Genomic DNA, 17213 nt, shown 5'->3' with positions numbered 1-17213 from the left:
TCAGCGCTGCCGGCCGGCCACGGCCCAGCGCTCCACCAGCTCGAACAAGCCTTGCGTCAGCAGGGCCAGCACGGCGGCGGGGATCGCGCCGGCCAGCAGCATGTCGTTGTCGTTCAGCGCCAGGCCGATGGTGATGCGTTCGCCATAGCCGCCCGCGCCGATGAAGGCGGCGATGGTGGCCGTGCCCACGCTCATCACGGCCGCCGTTTTCACGCCCGCCAGCATGACGGGCAAGGCCAGCGGCAAGTCCACGTGCAGCAGGCGGTCACGCCGGCTCAAGCCCAGCGCCAGCGCCGCCATGCGCAGGCCTTGCGGCACCTGCAAGATGCCCGTGCACGTGTTGCGCACGATGGGCAGCAAGGCATACACGAATAGCGCCACCAGCGCCGGCACGGTACCGATCATGCCCAGCACGGGGATCAAGATCGCCAGCAGGGCCAGCGACGGCACCGTCTGCAGCACGCCGACGAAGGCCAGCACCGTTTGCCGCAGCGGCGCCGAAAACGCCGCCAGCACGCCCAGCGGAATGCCGATCAGGCAGGCCAGCGCCACCGACAGCAACACCAGGGTCACATGCTGGCGCGTCAGGGTCCACAGATCATCGCCGATGATTTTATCGAGCAGCTTGCTGCGCGCGGCGGACGGTTTGCTTGCCTGCGAGCCGGAGGCCAGCCACTGGTGCGCCACGTCAGAAAAACGCTTGCCATCGATTTCCACGGCCGCATTCATGGCGATCATGTCACCCTCGCTGATGCGCCCCTGCAGCCCTTGCAAGGCTTGCCAGGCGGCGGGAAAGCGCGGCGGCAAGTCGAGCCGGTACAAGAGCATGGCGTCGTAGCGGGGAAAGTACTGCCGCGTGTCGGCCAGCACGCGCAAGCCGTACTGGCGGATCTTCGCGTCCGTCGAATAAATGTCGATCACGTCCACCTGATGCTGCGCCAGCGCTTCATAGGCGATGCCGTGATCGAGTCCGCGCGGGCGCTGCGGCAAGCCATAGCGCGCGGCCAGGCCCGGCCAGCCATCGACGCGGCCGATGAATTCATGCGACAGGCCGAATGTCAGGGCCGGGTGCTGCGCCAGTTGCGCCAGGCTCGTAATGGATTTTTCATCACCGCGCATGGCCAGCGCATAGGTATTATTAAAGCCCAGCGGCACGGCCACGCCCAGCCCCAGCGCCGCCAGTTCGCGCCGCATCTGTTCCAGATCAATCGGTTTGTCGTGCTTGAGGATTTCGCTGGCGATGGTGCCCATGTATTCGGCATACACGTCGATGCTGCCCGCCTGCAGTGCGGCGAGCACGATGGCCGTGTTGCCCAGGCCCTGGCGGTGTTCCACCGCGACGTGCGGCGCGGCGCTCTGCTTGACGATTTCACCGAGAATATACGATTCCGTGAAGCGCTTCGAGCCCACCTTCAGGGTGCCGCCATCCATGGCAAGGGAGGACATGGGCACGGCGGCGAAGACTAGCAAGAACAGCAAGTAAAACGGCAAATAAGCAGCACGCACGCGGCGCTCCAGGGCGGATGATCAATCCGGCAAGCTTACCACCGGCGCGCGCCAGACACCGCCGTGCACCACGCCCGCGCACGGGTTCAGGCCCAGCGCATACGCCAGGTCGGCCGGACGCGCGATACGCCACAGGGCGAAATCGGCGCGCTTGCCCACCGCCAGGCTGCCCGTTTCATGCTGCAAGCCCAGCGCGCGCGCCGCATGGCACGTAACACCGGCCAGCGCTTCCTGCGGCGTCAGCCGCCACAAGGTGCACGCCATGTTCATCGCCAGCAGCAAGGACGTCATGGGCGAGGTACCCGGATTGCAATCGGTGGACACGGCCATCGGCACGCCGGCCGCGCGCAATGCCGCGACAGGCGGCGGCTGCGTCTCGCGCAAAAAATAATACGCGCCCGGCAGCAGCACGGCCACCGTGCCATGCTGCGCCATGGCGGCGACGCCCTCTTCCGACAGGAATTCCAGATGGTCGGCCGACAGGCCGCCGTAACTGGCCACCAAGGCCGCGCCGCCCAGGTCCGACAGCTGCTCCGCATGCAATTTGACGGGCAAGCCCAGCGCCCGCGCCGCCTCGAACACCCGCTGCGTTTGTGCCGGCGTAAAGCCGATGCGTTCGCAAAACGCGTCGACGGCGTCAACCAGGCCATCGCCGGCCAGCCGGGGCAGCATCTGCGTGCACAGCAGCTCGATATACGCGTCAGGCTGGCCCGCATACTCGGGCGGCAGCGCGTGCGCGCCGAGGAAGGTGGTGCGCACGGATACGGGTAGCTGTTCGCCTATCCTGCGCGCCACGCGCAGCATCTTCGCCTCGCTGTCCGCATCCAGGCCGTAGCCGGACTTGATCTCCAGGGTGGTCACACCCTCGGCCAGCAGCGCCAGCACGCGGGGCAGGCTTTGCCGCAGCAACTCGTCGTCGCTGGCCGCGCGCGTGGCGCGCACGGTGGACATGATGCCGCCGCCGGCGCGGCTGATGTCTTCATAGCTGGTGCCATTCAGGCGCGCCTCGAATTCGTCGCTGCGGTTGCCCGCGTGGACGATATGCGTGTGGCAGTCGATCAGGCCGGGCGTCAGCCAGCAGCCCTGGCCGTCAATCAGCACCGCGCCGCTGGCCGGCAGCTCGTCGCCGGGGCCGAACCAGGCGATGCGCCCATCCTTGACGGCGATGGCCGCGTCGAGCAGTTCGGCGTAGCCATGTTCCATGGTGGCCAGGTGGACGTTGTGGATGACCATATCCCAGTCTTGCATGGCTTTTCTCTCCTAGGTAAACAGGTCGACGCACAACACGGCCGTGCGCTGCAAGGCGTCGAGCCGCCATTCCTGCGCATCGTCGGCGTCCAGCAGCAAGGCGTCGTAGCGGGCCAGCGCGAACTGCTGCTCGCCACCGCGCGCCAGCACGGCACCCTCGCCGGCGACGAACAGCAAGGTCGCCGCGCTGCGCCGCGCCAGCCTGCCCGGCGCCGTGATTTTTTCCAACTGGTGGCGGCAGCGGTCGCGCCGCGTCATCACATTGAAATCCGTCGTCGGTCCCTTGACCTGCGCCTCCACGGCGGCCTCGCCGGGAAACCACAGCATCGGTTGCGCCGCGCTCAAGATTACCTTGCGCGTACCGTCGAGCGTCAGCTGCACGCTGTCGCCATCGACCAGCATCAGGCTGCGGTCGATGCCGGGAAAGCTGGAAAACGGCCCGCTGGCCGTGATCGTCGCCAGGCTGATACGCCAGTCGAATTCCATCAGGCTGGCGCCCGCTGGCGAAATGGCGATTTCCGTCGTGCTGCCGCCGCCGTTTTTCCACGGCGCGGCGCGCAGGTATTCCTGTGGGATGAAGGTCGCCATCAGAGCGCCCTCAGTTGCGCCAGGGTGCGCTTGTAGGCAGTGGCGATGGCGTCCTGCGCCACGTGGCGCCCGCCGCGCACCTGCCACCGGCCGCCGCACAGCACGTCGCGCACCAGCGTGTCGTTGCCGCAAAAGATAAAACTGCCCAGCACATCGGCGATGGCCACGCCGCACAGGTTCACGTGCGCGTCGTCGAGCACCAGCAGGTCGGCGCGGCAGCCCGGCGCCAGGGCGCCAAGCTTGCGTCCGGACGCCTGCGCGCCGCCCTGCAAGGCGGCCTGCCACAGATAGTCGCCCACATGGCGCTCATGCGGCGTGGCGGCCACATTGCGCTGCTGGCGCTGCAAGCGCTGGCCGTATTCGAGCCAGCGCAACTCTTCCACGGGCGACTGCGACACATGGCTGTCGCTGCCGACGCCGAAACGCCCGCCGGCGCCGATGAATTCGGCCAGCGGAAACAGGCCGTCGCCCAGGTTCGCCTCCGTCGTCGGGCACAGGCCCGCCACGGCGCCGCTGGCGGCCATCAGCGCCACCTCGTCGGGCTGCACATGCGTCGCATGCACGAGGCACCAGCGCGCATCGACGTCGACCTGATCGTACAAATACTGCACCGGGCGCCGGCCACTGTAGTCGAGGCACTGGCGCACTTCGCCCTGCTGCTCGGCGATATGGATGTGGATGGGGCGGCCCGCTGGCAGCGCTTGCGCCACTGCGCGGATCTGCGCCACGCCGGCCGCGCGCAGCGAATGGGGCGCGAAGCCCACTTCCACCTGCCCGCCGCGCTGCGGCGCCAGCGCCTCGATAATGCGCAAGACGTCGTCGGCGTCCGTGCGAAAGCGCGCCTGCTCGGGTTTGAGGGGCTGCTCGCCGAAGCCCGCATGGCTGTACAGCACGGGCAGCATGGTCATGCCGATGCCGCTGAGGCGCGCCGCCGCCAGCACCCGCTCCGCCGTTTCGGCGGGACGCGCATACAGCGCGCCGGCCATATCGCGCTGCAGGTAGTGAAATTCGCAGACGGACGTGTAGCCATGGCGCAGGCATTCCGCAAACAGCTGCGCGGCGATGGCCTCCATCTGTTCCGGCGTGATGTGGCGCGCGAAGCGGTACATCAGCTCGCGCCAGGTCCAGAAGCTATCCGCTACATGATTAACCTCGTCACCTGCAATCTCCGTCATGCCGCCCAGCGCCCGCTGGAACGCATGCGAATGCAGGTTCACCATGCCGGGCAAGACATACTCGGCCACTTCTGCGCCGGGCGGCACTGTGGCGCTCTCCGTCACCGCCGTCAAATCGCCAGCCGCGTCCCATTCCAGCAGCACGTCGCGGCGCCAGCCCTGCGGCAGCAGCGCATGGCGCGCGAACAGACAGGTACTCAATGCGCCACCCATGCCACGGCCGCTTCCATCATCTGACGCAGCAGCGGCTGCACCTTTGTCGCCAGGTCGGGCCGGTAGCCGAACGGCGCCGTCTCGTCCATGTACACACATTGGCACATCTCCAGCTGGATCGCCTGCACGCGCTTGTCCGGCTGGCCGTAATGGCGCGTGATATGGCCGCCCTTGAAGCGGCCGTTGAGCGCCACGGTAAATGCATCCTGCGCGCGCGCGATGTCGACCACGGCGGACGTCAGACCCGCATCGCAGCTGGCGCCATCGGCCGTGCCGAAGTTCAGGTCGGGCAGCTTGCCGTCAAAGAAGCGCGGCACGTGCGAAGCGATGGAATGGGCATCCCACAGCACCACGGCGCCATGCACGCGCAGCAGCCGGTCCAGTTCCGCGCGCAGTTGCACATGATACGGCGCCCAGTAGCGCTGCAACCGGTGCTGCACGTCGGTCGCATCGGGTTCGCGGCCGGCCAGGTACAGCGGCTCGCGATGAAACGTATCGTTGGGCAGCAAGCCCGTCGTATCCTGGCCCGGATACAGATTCGTGTCTTCCCGCGGGCGGTTCAAGTCGATGGTGTAGCGCGACCAGCGCGCCGACAGCACGGACGCATCCATCTCGTGCAAAAAACCATACAGCTCGCGCAAATGCCAGTCCGTGTCGGCCTTGATCAAGGCCTGCGGCGTCATGCGCGCGGCGATATCGTCCGGTATGTCGGTGCCCACGTGGGGCATCGACACGAGCAGCGGGATGCTGCCTTCGTTGAAGCGGAAATCCATGCTTGTCTCCTTGCGCCCGCTCAGGCGTACAGCGGGGCGAACAAATTCTTGCACGTGCTGCTCAACTCACCGTGCAGCACCATCTGCTTGGCCGCTTCGATATCGGGCGCGAAGAAGCGGTCGGCATCGAAGAACGGCACCTTCTGGCGCAGCTGGTGATGCACATGTTCGAGGTGCGGCGAGGTTTTCAGCGGGCGGTGGAAATCGATGCCCTGCGCGGCGGCCAGCAGCTCGATGCCGACGATGACGGCCGTGTTGTGCGCCATGTCGTCCAGGCGGCGCCCGGCGAACGTGGCCATGCTCACATGGTCTTCCTGGTTGGCGGACGTGGGCAGGCTGTCGACGCTGGCCGGATGCGCGAGCGACTTGTTTTCCGACGCCAGCGCGGCAGCCGTCACATGGGCGATCATGAAGCCGGAATTGACGCCCGGATCGCGCACGAGGAAGGGCGGCAGGCCCGAGAGCGTGGCGTCGATCAGCAGCGCGATGCGGCGCTCGGCCAGCGCGCCGATTTCGGCGATCGCCAGCGCCAGCGTGTCGGCCGCAAAGGCGACAGGTTCGGCGTGGAAGTTCCCACCCGAGACGATTTCCGCCTGGCCGTTGGGACCGTCCTGGAAGATCAGCGGATTGTCCGTGACGGCGTTGGCTTCGATCAGCAGGGTGCGGCCGACGTTACCAATCAGGTCCAGGCAGGCGCCCATGACTTGCGGCTGGCAGCGCAGGCTGTACGGATCCTGCACGCGCTCGTCGCCTTCCAGGTGCGAGGCGCGGATCGCGCTGTGCGCCACCAGCTGGCGGTACATCTGCGCGGCCAGGATCTGTCCCGGCTGTCCACGCACGGCATGCACGCGCGCGTCGAACGGCGCATCGCTGCCCTTGGCCGCGTCAAGCGACAGCGCGCCCGTGACCATGGCCGCTTCCAGCAGGCGTTCGGCCATGAACAGGCCATGCAGCGTCAGCGCGTTCGACACCTGCGTGCCGTTGATCAGCGCCAGGCCCTCTTTTGCCGCCAGCACCACGGGTGCGATGCCCGCCTGCGCCAGCGCCTCGGGGGCCGGCATCAATTCGCCGTTGACGCGCACGTCGCCCACGCCCAGCATGGCCAGCGTCATGTGCGACAACGGCGCCAGGTCGCCCGAGGCGCCGACGGAACCCTTGGCGGGAATGGCCGGCATGATGCCCGCGTTGTACAGCGCGATCAGGGTATCGACGATCAGCGGGCGCACGCCGGAATAGCCGCGCGCCAGGCTGCCGATCTTCATCAGCATGATCAGGCGCACGACGGCGTCCGACAGCAGCTCACCCGTGCCGACGGAATGCGACAGGATCAGGTTGCGCTGCAATTGCTCCAGCTTTGCATCGGGGATGCGCGTCTTGGCAAGCAGGCCGAAGCCCGTGTTGATGCCGTAGGCCGCATCGCCCTTGGCGACGATGGCTTGCACGGCGGCGGCCGACGCCTCGATGACGGGATACGCCTCGGCGGCGAGGATCAGTTTCGCGGGCGCGGCCCATACGGCGCGCAAATCGGCCAGGGTCATCGCGCCGGGTTTTAACGTCCAACTTTTTGAGTGCTGTGTCATCTTCGCTTTCACTTCATCATGGGGAGAATCAGGCCGTTGCGCTTGGCGCAGGCGGCCGCTGTTTCGTAGCCGGCATCGGCATGGCGCATCACGCCCGAGCCGCTGTCGTTGACCAGCACCCTGGCCAGGCGTTTCGCCGCGCCTTCCGTGCCGTCGGCCACGATGACCATGCCCGCATGCTGAGAATACCCCATTCCCACGCCGCCGCCATGGTGCAGCGAGACCCAGGTGGCACCGCCGGCCGTGTTCAGCATGGCGTTCAGCAGCGGCCAGTCGGAGACGGCGTCCGTGCCGTCCTTCATGCTTTCCGTCTCGCGGTTCGGGCTGGCGACGGAACCCGTGTCCAGGTGGTCGCGGCCGATGACGATGGGCGCCTTCAGCTCGCCCGTGCGCACCATTTCGTTGAAGGCCAGGCCGGCGATGTGGCGCTCGCCCAGTCCCAGCCAGCAGATGCGCGCCGGCAGGCCCTGGAAGGCGATGCGCTCGCGCGCCATGTCCAGCCAGTGGTGTACCTGCGTGTGGTGCGGGAACAGCTGCTTGATCTTCGCATCCGTCTTGTAAATGTCTTCCGGGTCGCCCGACAGGGCCACCCAGCGGAATGGCCCCCGCCCTTCGCAAAATTGCGGGCGGATGTAGGCGGGCACGAAGCCGGGGAAGTCGAAGGCGTTCTGTACGCCCTGGTCGAACGCCACCTGGCGGATGTTGTTGCCGTAATCGACAGTGTGCACGCCCATGGCGTGGAAATCGAGCATGGCTTGCACGTGGGCGGCGCAGGAATCGGCGGCGGCCACCGTCAGGCGCGCATGGCGCTGCGGATCCTGCTGCGCCGCCTTCCAGTCCGACACGCTCCAGCCGCGTGGCAAATAGCCGTTGACCAGGTCATGCGCGGACGTCTGGTCCGTCACCAGGTCCGGCACCAGGCCGCCCGCCTTGGCGCGGCGTACCAGTTCCGGCAGCACTTCGGCCGCGTTGCCCAGGAGGCCAATGGAAATGGCTTCCTTGCGTTCGGTGTGGTATTTGACCAGCGCCAAAGCTTCATCCAGGCTGGCTGCCTGCTTGTCCAGGTAGCGCGTGCGCAAACGGAAGTCGATGCTGCTTTGCTGGCATTCGATATTGAGCGACACGGCACCGGCCATGGTGGCGGCCAGCGGCTGCGCGCCGCCCATGCCGCCCAGGCCCGCCGTCAAAATCCAGCGCCCGCCCCAGTCGCCGCCAAAGTGCTGGCGGCCCGCTTCGGCGAAGGTTTCATACGTGCCCTGCACGATGCCCTGCGTGCCGATGTAAATCCAGCTGCCGGCCGTCATCTGGCCGTACATGAACAGGCCTTGCCGATCGAGTTCGTTGAAGTGTTCCCAGTTGGCCCATTTCGGCACCAGGTTGGAGTTGGCAATCAGCACGCGCGGCGCGTCCGCGTGCGTCTGGAACACGCCCACCGGCTTGCCGGACTGGATCAGCAAGGTCTGGTCATCTTCCAGTTCGCGCAGAGAAGCGAGGATCTGGTCGAAACAGGCCCAGTTGCGGGCCGCGCGGCCGATGCCGCCGTAGACGACCAGATGCTGCGGATTTTCCGCCACTTCCGGGTCCAGGTTGTTTTGCAACATGCGGTAGGCCGCCTCGGCCTGCCAACTCTTGCAAGCCATGACCGTGCCGCGCGGCGCGCGGATGGTACGGCTGGCATCAAAGCGTGGATCGGTGTCCATTGTGCTGTTCATGCTGTCTCCTCGTAGGGTGCGAGCGGGCGTATCTGGCCCGATACGTGGCCCGATACCTGGCCCGCTCTGGTACTCCCAGCATAGGTTGTCTATACAACCAAGTCAACAGGTTTTCTTTGGGGGCAGACCCGGCGGGTCTGACCCCAGCCCTCATTTTTTCTCGAACACGCGCTGGCCCGCCACCCACGTCTGCAGCACCTGCGTCTTGCCGATGGCGTTCGGCGCCACCCTGAACAGGTCCTGGTCGACGACGATGAAATCCGCCCATTTTCCCGCTTCCAGCGTGCCGATGACCTTTTCCTGGTGCGCCGCACAGGCCGCGTCCAGGGTGAAGCAGCGCAGCGCCTGCGTCACCGTCATGGCTTGCTGCGGATACCAGCCACCGGCCGGGAAACCGTCGCTGTTTTGCCGCGTGACGGCCGCGTGGATGCCCTCGAACGGATTCGGCGACTCGATGGGGAAGTCCGATCCGCAGGCGATGCGCGAACCTTGCTGGAGGAAGGTGCGCCACGCATACGCACCCTTGATGCGCTCATGGCCCACGCGCTGCTCCGCCATGTTCTGGTCGGACGTGGCGTGCGTCGGCTGCATCGACGGCACGATGCCCAAGGTCTTGAAACGGGGGATGTCGCTCAATTGCACCACCTGCGCATGTTCCATGCGGTGGCGCAGGCCCGCGCCGCGGTACTGCGCGATCAAGGCTTCATAGCCGTCGAGGATTTGATGGTTGCCCGCGTCGCCGATGGCGTGCACGTTCACCTGGTAGCCGGCGCGCATGGCTTTTTCCATCTTCGCGCGCATGGCGTCATCTTTGAAGAACAGCAGGCCGCTGGTGGTCGGATCGTCGCTGTACGGCGCCAGCAGCGCCGCGCCGCGGCTGCCCAGGGCGCCGTCGGACAGCAGTTTGACGGCGCGCAAGGCGTACATGTCGCGCGCGTAGCTGTTCAAGGGACCGTTTTTCGACAGCGCGTCGAAGTCGTCCGTCGTGTCGGCGATCATGCCGTACACGCGCACCGTCAGCTTGCCGTGGTCCGCATAGTCGCGGAACAATCGGTCCTGCATCTGGCCGATGCCCGCATCGTGCACGCTGGTCAGGCCCACCTGTGACAGCTGCGCCAGCGCGCCATCGAGGGCGGCGCGGTTTTCCACGTCACCGGGCTTGGGCAGCACGGCATCCATCAAGTCCATGGCGCTGTCGACCAGCACGCCGGTGGCGTTGCCGTCCGCATCGCGGACTATCTTGCCGCCCGCAGGGTCTTGTGTGGCGCGCGTGATGCCGGCCAGCGCCAGCGCGCGGCTGTTGGCCCAGCCCGCGTGGCCATCGACCCGGCGCAGCCACACGGGCCGCGCGCTTTCCGCCGCATCGAGCTCAAAGGCCGTGGGAAAGCGCCCCAGCTTCCAGATTTCCTGGTTCCAGCCATTGCCGACGACCCAGTTGCGCTCGGGATGCGCGCGGGCGAAGTCGCCCACGGCCTGCACGGCGGCCTGCAGCGACGCGGAACCGTACAGCATCACGCCGCTGGCGATCGTCCCCAGGCCAAACACGTGGCCGTGCGCGTCGATCAGGCCAGGCAGCACGGTCTTGCCCTGCACGTCGACGTGCTTGGCGCCCTTGGCCGCCTTGCGTTTCACCTGCGCGGCGCTGCCGACGGCGAGCAGCTTGCCAGCGTCGTCAAAGGCCAGCGCCGTGAAGCGGACCACCTTGCCGTGCGCGTCGAGCGTGTAGCCGTTGGCATTGTCGATGACGGTATCGGCGTGGGCGTGGGCGTGGGCCAGCGTGCCAAGGCAGGCGAGAACGAGCAGGGTGCGGCGCAGTGGCAGGGTCGGCATTTCCATCTCCAGGTCTTGAATGAAAAGACGAGTGTATAGAAATTGGCAAAATGGTCAATCAGGCAGCAGATGGTTGCCGCAGCATCAGCCAGTAATCGCAGCCCGTGACGGCTTCCGCGTAACGCCCCGCCACCGCGAAGCCCAGGCGGCCATAGAACGGCAGGCTGCGCTCGTTGTAGGTCTCCAGGAAGCACGTGGCGCCCGCCGCATCGACGGCCGCCAGGCCAGGCGCCAGCACGGATGCGCCCAATCCCCGGCCCTGCGCGTCCGGGGCGATGCCGGCGATCGACAGGTACCACGCGTCCTGCAGACCATGCGGCGCCAGCGCGTGCTCCATGTTCTCGACGATGGCCGTGAAATGCGCGAAGCCGCGCTCCCCCAGCAAGTTGCGCAAGGCGGCTTCGCGCTGCGCATACGCGGCCTGGCGCTGGGCCGACGGCGTATCCGTGGTCCAGATGGCCGCCCCATTGCCCGCGTCATCAGCCAGGTCGACGCGGCCCGCCTGCTCGCCCTCGTCCAGCGCCAGCGCAAAGTACGCCGTCAGCATTTCCAGCCGCGCCGCTTCGTCCTCGCCGCATGCCACCGTGACGACGCGGTAGAACGGGTCGCCGATCAGGGCGGCGGCCAGGCTGCGGGCGATGCGGGGAAATTCGATGTTGGATGGGCTGGACATGGGATCTCTTTCTTTGTATTAAAACGCCCGGCATCTTAGCGCAAGCGCGCAGGCCTTGCGCCTGGTCAATACTTCCCCACCGCCGCTGTCCTACGCTGGCGTTTTAACGGGGAGCTCCCATGGCCAGGCACCATGTCATCAGCACCACCGCTTGCGACGTGTTCTTCAAGCTCGTGGCGCACCAAAAGAAAAGCCTGGGCGCGCACTTCGACAGCATGATCGTCACCTTCAGCGCCGACGGTCGGCCCGTGCTGGGCGCCACCCTGCGCAACGCGACTAGCGGCTGCGAACTGCACCGCCTGGCCGGCCAGCCCGACGAATGCTGGTGCTGCGGCTACGACGAGCAGCTGGAATTCGTCTCGCCAACCAGCGTGCCGCTGGCGCACGCCGACTACCGGCTCACCTTGAGCAATGGCGAAACGTGGACGGGGACGACGGATGCAAAGGGCCGCACGGGGCGCGTGGCCAGCAAGCAGGAAGCGCTGATTACCCAGGCCGAATTCCTGCCGCACGCGGATAAATCGCCATGCTGCGCCGCCGCGCCAAAACATGCTGCGCCAGCCATCAAGGTCGTCCAACTGGAAGGCATCAAGACGACCGACAAGGACGTCGGTTCGTCCGTCAAACAGGTCAAAGTGAAAGACAAGGTTCGCCCGCTGACCAAGGGCGAGATCGACATGGCGTGGATGCTGTTCCAGGATGCGATCGACTATGGCAAGGTCAAGGTGCATGGCGAGCCGTATCTATGGTTTAACTGGCAGCCCAAGAACGTGGCCATGACGCCGGATGGGGAGATGTATTTTCATGAGTCGGAGTATCGGGAGGATTTCTCAAAGGAGGATGATCATCGGAAGCATTGGTTCATCCACGAAATGGTTCATATTTGGCAGTATCAACTCAACTATCCAGTAAAGATACGTGGTGCCATTCGTCTCGGCCTGGACTATACATACGTTTTGCTAGCAAATCAAAAACTGGCCGATCACAATATGGAAGCTCAAGGAGATTTAATTGCAGACTACTTTGTGCTGAAATTTTTAGATTCTACTGAAGCAATGGTCCAACAGAAATATAAGAACTCTCAAAAAACTTTTGAAGAGGTACTCGGTGATTTCTTTAAAAATCGAAAAAATCCAAAAAATCTTCCTGGTAACAATATCGACCATGAGCCTTTATTCGATATCCCCTGACGGATCCGCCTTTTCACGTATGGCATATGCCGTCGTCACTACTTCAAACGGAATGCCGTGCTTTTCCATTACAAAAAAAGAAGAGGCACGCAATGGCACACCAATGCTCGGGGCATTGATCGTTTCCGATCTATCCGTTCAACCCGTCAAGAAGGTATGGTCTTTCTCTGCACCTCCAGATTGGCCTATTCCAATCCATGCAGATTCGTGCATTCGTTATGGAGATTTACCCCCTACTGCTACAGGAATCAAACCAAAAAGTCTTGTTCCAGGACATTTCTATAGCGTATTTCTGAATGGCCGCCCTAAAGATCCGTCCGATCCAACCTATGGTTACCAAGGAAAATTCTGCGTGAGAGCTACGGCGGATGGCGGCCAGCAAGTCATCCCCATCAACAGCGACATGCAGGCCTGGATCGATGAAGTCTGCCCGACGCCTTATTAGCATCATGCCCTTGCGTCATAAAACACTGTGCATACTGCTCGCGTTCACGAGCATGAAAAGCTGCGCGCGATCACGCATGGCCGATGCCGAAGTTACCTCGATCAATGGCGTGCCCTGCTTCAGCATTTCCAAACAGGAAGAGAGGCGCAACGGCCAGCCCTTCCTCGGCGCCTTGAGCGTGTCCGATGTGACGGTCAAGCCAACGACGGAAATATGGGGGTTTCTCATGACGGACGGTAAGAAAATTCCGCTGTCTTCAACAGATTGCATTCTCTATGGAAATATTCCGGCACATGCCGACGCCGCGCCCGCGCCTGAATTGAAGACCGGCAGGATGTACGAGGTATTTCTGAATGGCAGGCCAGCCGATCCTGCCGATCCTACCTATGGATATGTGGCAAAGTTCTGTCTCGTACAGCAGGTCTCTGCCAAGCCACGCCTCGTCGTCATCAAAAGCGATACACAGGCCTGGATGGATGATACGTGCCCAGCAAGAAATTCTTCCCGATAACGCAAGGCATGCAATGAATCATCGCCACCTTAGTCTTTGTCTGCTGGCGACCTTGACGAGCATGGATGCCTCGGCGTGGTCGCGCATGGCAGAAGCCAAGATTAGCTCATTCAAAGGCATACCATGCTTTAGCATTTCAAAAAAAGAAGAACGCCGCAATGGAACTCCAATGCTGGGCGCACTCATGGTTTACGATATCTCCATAAAGCCGCCTGTAAAGGTCTGGTCCTTCATTCTCCCTGGAGCGACGACCCTCCCCATGCATGCGAAAACCTGCTATTTGTATGGCCAAGTACCGGCAGGAGCCGAATCGACTGCCGCGACAATGCTGAAAACAGACAGGATGTACAGCGTTTTTTTGAATGGCAGGCCGGATGACCCGTCTGACTCGACCTACGGCTACAAAGGGAAATTCTGTCTCATCGAGACAGCTAACAGCGGTCAACAGGTCATTCCCATCAAGCGCGACATGCAGGCCTGGATCGATGAAGTTTGTCCAGCAAACCTCCAAGCACAAAAGGGCCAATAATGCCCAACTGCAACAAGACCCAATTGATGCTTATCTTTCTGACCAGCATGAGTGCCTCGGCCACCTCCCGCATGGCATATGCGGAAGTACAGCTAAAAAACGGCACTCCCTGTTTCTCTATTTCTAAAAAGAAGAAGCACGCAACGGGGTTCCGCAGATTAGTGCGGTCGTACTGACAGATGTATCCGTCAAGCCTGCAGTCAAAGTATGGTCTTTTCTTTTACCGGGCACAGCAACTATCCCTGTGCATGCCAAGTCCTGCCTTTTGTATGGGCTTGCTCCCGCAACGGCAGAGGTCAAGCCGCCCAAAGCGCCGCCGCTGAAAACGGGGCGCATGTATGACGTCTTCCTGAACGGTAGGCCAGCCGATCCTTCAGATCCTACTCGCGGTTACGTAGGCAAGTTTTGCTTAATGACAGGCATCTCCGGGGAGCGCAAGATTCTTCGTATCGACAGCGATAGCCAAGCTTGGATAGATGAAATCTGTCCCGTTCAGAAATAGGAAAAACATAATCTCCTTGCAACAGAATGCCCTGTTCATACTGCTCATGTTCCTCGGCCTGCATGCCTGTGCAACATCGCGCATCGCCGATGCTGACATCAGTTCAGTGAATGGCACACCCTGCTTCACCATCTCGCAGACGGAAGAGCAGCGTAACGGCCAGCCACTCCTGGGAGCACTCAGTATTTCAGACCTCTCAGAAAAGCCCGTCGTTGGTGTGTGGAGTTTTTATATGACTGGTGGAAAAAAAGTACCGCTCTCGTCAAAAAGCTGCCTTCTCTATGGTGATCTTCCTCAGGGAGCGAACGGCATGCCCGCCCCTGAACTGCAAACAGGACGGGTCTACAGCATTTTCCTCAATGGAAGACCAAATGATCCTTCCGACCCCACCTATGGCTACATGGGGAAATTTTGCATAGTTGCCACGCCCGCTGGTGAACGAAAAATCATCGCCATTGGCAGCGACACGCCAGCATGGAAACAGGATAGTTGCCCGGAGCATTCGCTCATCAGATAGTGCAAGGATCGCCATGCCATATCGTCACACACTGTTATTCCTGCTTGCCGCCTTGACGAACGTCAATGCCTCGGCATGGTCGCGCATCGCTGATGCCCACATTCACTCTGTCAACGGCACGCCCTGCTTCTCCATTACAAAAAAAGAAGAGGCGCGCAATGGCCTGCCATTTCTTGGCGCACTCATGGTTTCAGACATGTCCGTGCAAACGGTAAAAGAAGTATGGGGGTTCTCCCTACCGCCAGAAATGGCGTTACCCATCCGTGCCAGCACATGCATACGCTATGGCAGCCTGCCTACCGGTGCGACGGGCATACGCGCTGAAAAACTGATTCCTGGGCATTTCTATAGCGTATTCCTGAATGGCAGCCCCAAAGATTCGTCCGATCCAACCTATGGTTACCAAGGAAAATTCTGCGTGAGAGCTACGGCGGATGGCGGCCAGCAAGTCATCCCCATCAACAGCGACATGCAGGCCTGGATAGATGAAGTTTGCCCACCTCCTCCCTAGCACCCTCAGGGCTTGGGCGGCGCCACTTGACCTGATTCCTCCCCCCGCTTTGCCGGCGCCCTGAACCATTCACCGGGCGGCACCACGTGCGATTCTTTCGGGTCGTCGATGTAGTGCGGCGAGGTGATCTGCACGTCGAATTCGTTGAAGACGTCGATGATGTTCTGGTGCAAGCGGTTCAACACTTCGGCGCGCTGGCGCGGGACTTCGGCGCTGGCGTAGGCGACGAGGCGGTATTGCACGTAGTAATCTTGCAAGGCCAGCTGCATCACGTAGGGTTTCGGCGTGGTCGACAGTTCTGTCGTGCGCGACGCGGCCAGTTCCAGCATGGCGTGCACTTGCCGCCAAGGCGTGGCGTAGCCGATGGTGACGGTGGAGTCGAGCACGAAGCCGCCGCCCGGCTGGGCGCGTGAATAGTTTTTCGTCGTTTGCGACATGACCCACGCGTTCGGCAAGGCAACTTCCTCGCCCAGGCCCGTGCGCAGGCGCGTCTCGAACATGCCCACGTCGACCACGGTACCCTCGCTGTCGCCCACGCGCACATATTCTCCCTTGCGGAGGGCGCGCGTGTACATCAGGATCAGGCCGCTGGCGCCCTGGCCGACGATACTCGACGCACCGATCGACACCATCAAACCGACCAGCACGGAGAGTCCCTGGAAGGCGGCCGTGTGCGAGCCGGGCAGATAGGGATAGGCCATGGCCAGCGCGAACAGCCAGATCACCACGCTGGCGATGCGGCGCGTGGGCAGGGCCGTGTCCTTGTCGAGCCAGCCGATCTGCAATTCGCCGCTTTCCACGCGCTTGAACAGCGAGGCGGCCGTGGCGGCGATCAGGCGCGCGATGGCGAAGATCACGCACACCAGCACCAGCCCCGGCAAGGCGCCGATGATGGCGTGGAAGACGTCGGCCGCCACGTCGAACAAATAGCCGCTCAGGCTTTCGCCCCAGGAGCGCGTGTAGGGCAGCCGGCCCAGCACGAAGGCGGCCCACAGATAGGTGGCCATCAGGCGCAAGCCCCACAGCACGGCGCTCAGCAGTTGATACGCGAAGGCGATGTAGTGTTCGGCGTCGAGCACGCGCACGTTTTTCAGGCGCACGTCGCGCAGGCGAGAAGCAAGCAGGATGCCGCTGCGGCGCTTGGCCCAGCGGTACAAACGCGTCAAACCCATCCACACCAGCCAGAACACGAGCGTGGCGGCCGCGCACACGGCGGCGGCGATCGACAGGTAGCGCCAGCTGCTCTGCTCGCGATAGTCGAGCACAGCCTTGCGTAATTCCTCGGCGGCCGCTTTCGCCACGCTTTCCGTCGTGTCGCCGGCCAGCTGGTTGACGTCGCCGGGCACGACGACGAACAGTTGCACGCCATCGAGCAGCACTTGCGTGCCTTCGGGAATCATGCGCGTGCTCGCCTGCAAGGGACCGTTTTTCGCCAGCACGCTTTCCAGGCGACGCTGCGCGCCGATGGCCCGTTCATCGGGCGGATAGCCGGCCAGCGCGGCGCGGAAGACGAATACCTTGCGGTTGGCGAACATCAGCGGCGCCGTCTTGACGGTGGCGGCCTGTGACGGCGCGATGGCGGTCGCGGCTTCCGCAACGAGCGAGGATGCGCCATCGTCCGCATGGGCTGCGGGCAGCAGGAAAATGGTCAACAGGCACAACAGGCGGAGCAACGCGGACATGGCAGAAATGAAAGAGTGACAAGAATAG

General features: G+C 63.4%; 16 protein-coding genes. 6 read left to right on the top strand and 10 right to left on the bottom strand.

Annotated features, from left to right (window positions below; translation table 11 throughout):
• The 9 genes from K0F86_RS01660 to K0F86_RS01620 all read right to left on the bottom strand — a co-directional run bounded on the left by K0F86_RS01660 (window position 1) and on the right by K0F86_RS01620 (window position 11298).
• Window positions 1–1446: a glycine betaine ABC transporter substrate-binding protein gene (locus K0F86_RS01660; RefSeq protein ID WP_219132933.1), complete on the bottom strand. Its 1446-nt coding sequence runs from the start codon at window positions 1444–1446 to the stop codon at window positions 1–3.
• A gap of 81 nt (window positions 1447–1527) precedes the next feature.
• A complete protein-coding gene (hutI, locus tag K0F86_RS01655; protein ID WP_219132647.1) occupies window positions 1528–2754 on the bottom strand; it encodes an imidazolonepropionase in 1227 nt (408 codons plus the stop codon).
• Window positions 2755–2766: 12 nt separating this feature from the next.
• The gene (locus K0F86_RS01650) at window positions 2767–3342 is read right to left on the bottom strand and encodes a HutD family protein (RefSeq protein WP_219132646.1); all 576 of its coding nucleotides are present in this window, start codon (window positions 3340–3342) and stop codon (window positions 2767–2769) included.
• Complete coding sequence (locus K0F86_RS01645) at window positions 3342–4730, bottom strand: formimidoylglutamate deiminase (protein WP_219132645.1); 1389 nt, start codon at window positions 4728–4730, stop codon at window positions 3342–3344. Before K0F86_RS01645 ends, K0F86_RS01650 begins: the two co-directional genes overlap by 1 nt.
• Window positions 4715–5503, bottom strand: a complete 789-nt coding sequence (gene hutG, locus K0F86_RS01640) for an N-formylglutamate deformylase (protein ID WP_219132644.1) — start codon at window positions 5501–5503, stop codon at window positions 4715–4717. Before hutG ends, K0F86_RS01645 begins: the two co-directional genes overlap by 16 nt.
• A gap of 20 nt (window positions 5504–5523) precedes the next feature.
• Complete coding sequence (gene hutH / locus K0F86_RS01635; RefSeq protein WP_219132643.1) at window positions 5524–7083, bottom strand: histidine ammonia-lyase; 1560 nt, start codon at window positions 7081–7083, stop codon at window positions 5524–5526.
• Between the two features lie 8 nt (window positions 7084–7091).
• Window positions 7092–8795 (bottom strand): urocanate hydratase, encoded by a 1704-nt coding sequence (hutU, locus tag K0F86_RS01630; protein ID WP_219132642.1) that lies wholly within the window; start codon window positions 8793–8795, stop codon window positions 7092–7094.
• A 150-nt stretch (window positions 8796–8945) separates the two neighbouring features.
• Complete coding sequence (locus tag K0F86_RS01625) at window positions 8946–10625, bottom strand: amidohydrolase (RefSeq protein WP_219132641.1); 1680 nt, start codon at window positions 10623–10625, stop codon at window positions 8946–8948.
• A 58-nt stretch (window positions 10626–10683) separates the two neighbouring features.
• A complete protein-coding gene (locus K0F86_RS01620; protein WP_219132640.1) occupies window positions 10684–11298 on the bottom strand; it encodes a GNAT family N-acetyltransferase in 615 nt (204 codons plus the stop codon).
• Between the two features lie 119 nt (window positions 11299–11417).
• Here K0F86_RS01620 and K0F86_RS27280 point away from each other — a divergent pair, with 119 nt between their 5' ends.
• The 6 genes from K0F86_RS27280 to K0F86_RS01590 all read left to right on the top strand — a co-directional run bounded on the left by K0F86_RS27280 (window position 11418) and on the right by K0F86_RS01590 (window position 15503).
• A complete protein-coding gene (locus tag K0F86_RS27280; protein ID WP_257571937.1) occupies window positions 11418–12488 on the top strand; it encodes a hypothetical protein in 1071 nt (356 codons plus the stop codon).
• Window positions 12463–12933 carry a hypothetical protein gene (locus tag K0F86_RS01610; protein ID WP_219132639.1) on the top strand — a complete coding sequence of 157 codons (471 nt, stop codon included), beginning with the start codon at window positions 12463–12465 and terminating at the stop codon, window positions 12931–12933. The genes K0F86_RS27280 and K0F86_RS01610 overlap by 26 nt, the downstream gene beginning before the upstream one ends.
• Before the next feature lie 76 nt (window positions 12934–13009).
• On the top strand, window positions 13010–13444 hold the full coding sequence (locus tag K0F86_RS01605) for a hypothetical protein (protein WP_219132638.1): 435 nt from the start codon (window positions 13010–13012) through the stop codon (window positions 13442–13444).
• 13 nt (window positions 13445–13457) lie between these two features.
• Window positions 13458–13973 (top strand): hypothetical protein, encoded by a 516-nt coding sequence (locus tag K0F86_RS01600; RefSeq protein WP_219132637.1) that lies wholly within the window; start codon window positions 13458–13460, stop codon window positions 13971–13973.
• 518 nt (window positions 13974–14491) lie between these two features.
• Window positions 14492–14992 (top strand): hypothetical protein, encoded by a 501-nt coding sequence (locus K0F86_RS01595; protein ID WP_219132636.1) that lies wholly within the window; start codon window positions 14492–14494, stop codon window positions 14990–14992.
• A 13-nt stretch (window positions 14993–15005) separates the two neighbouring features.
• Window positions 15006–15503 (top strand): hypothetical protein, encoded by a 498-nt coding sequence (locus tag K0F86_RS01590; protein ID WP_219132635.1) that lies wholly within the window; start codon window positions 15006–15008, stop codon window positions 15501–15503.
• Between the two features lie 5 nt (window positions 15504–15508).
• Here K0F86_RS01590 and K0F86_RS01585 read toward each other — a convergent pair whose 3' ends face one another.
• Entirely contained in the window at window positions 15509–17185 is a 1677-nt protein-coding gene (locus tag K0F86_RS01585; RefSeq protein WP_219132634.1) for a mechanosensitive ion channel family protein, read from the bottom strand.
• Window positions 17186–17213: the final 28 nt, after the last annotated feature.

It is taken from the genome of Janthinobacterium sp. UMAB-60 (assembly GCF_900095235.1).
GTDB lineage: Bacteria > Pseudomonadota > Gammaproteobacteria > Burkholderiales > Burkholderiaceae_D > Janthinobacterium.
The sequence above is the reverse complement of the archived record's forward strand: the minus strand, read 5'-3'. Positions and strand labels throughout refer to the sequence as shown.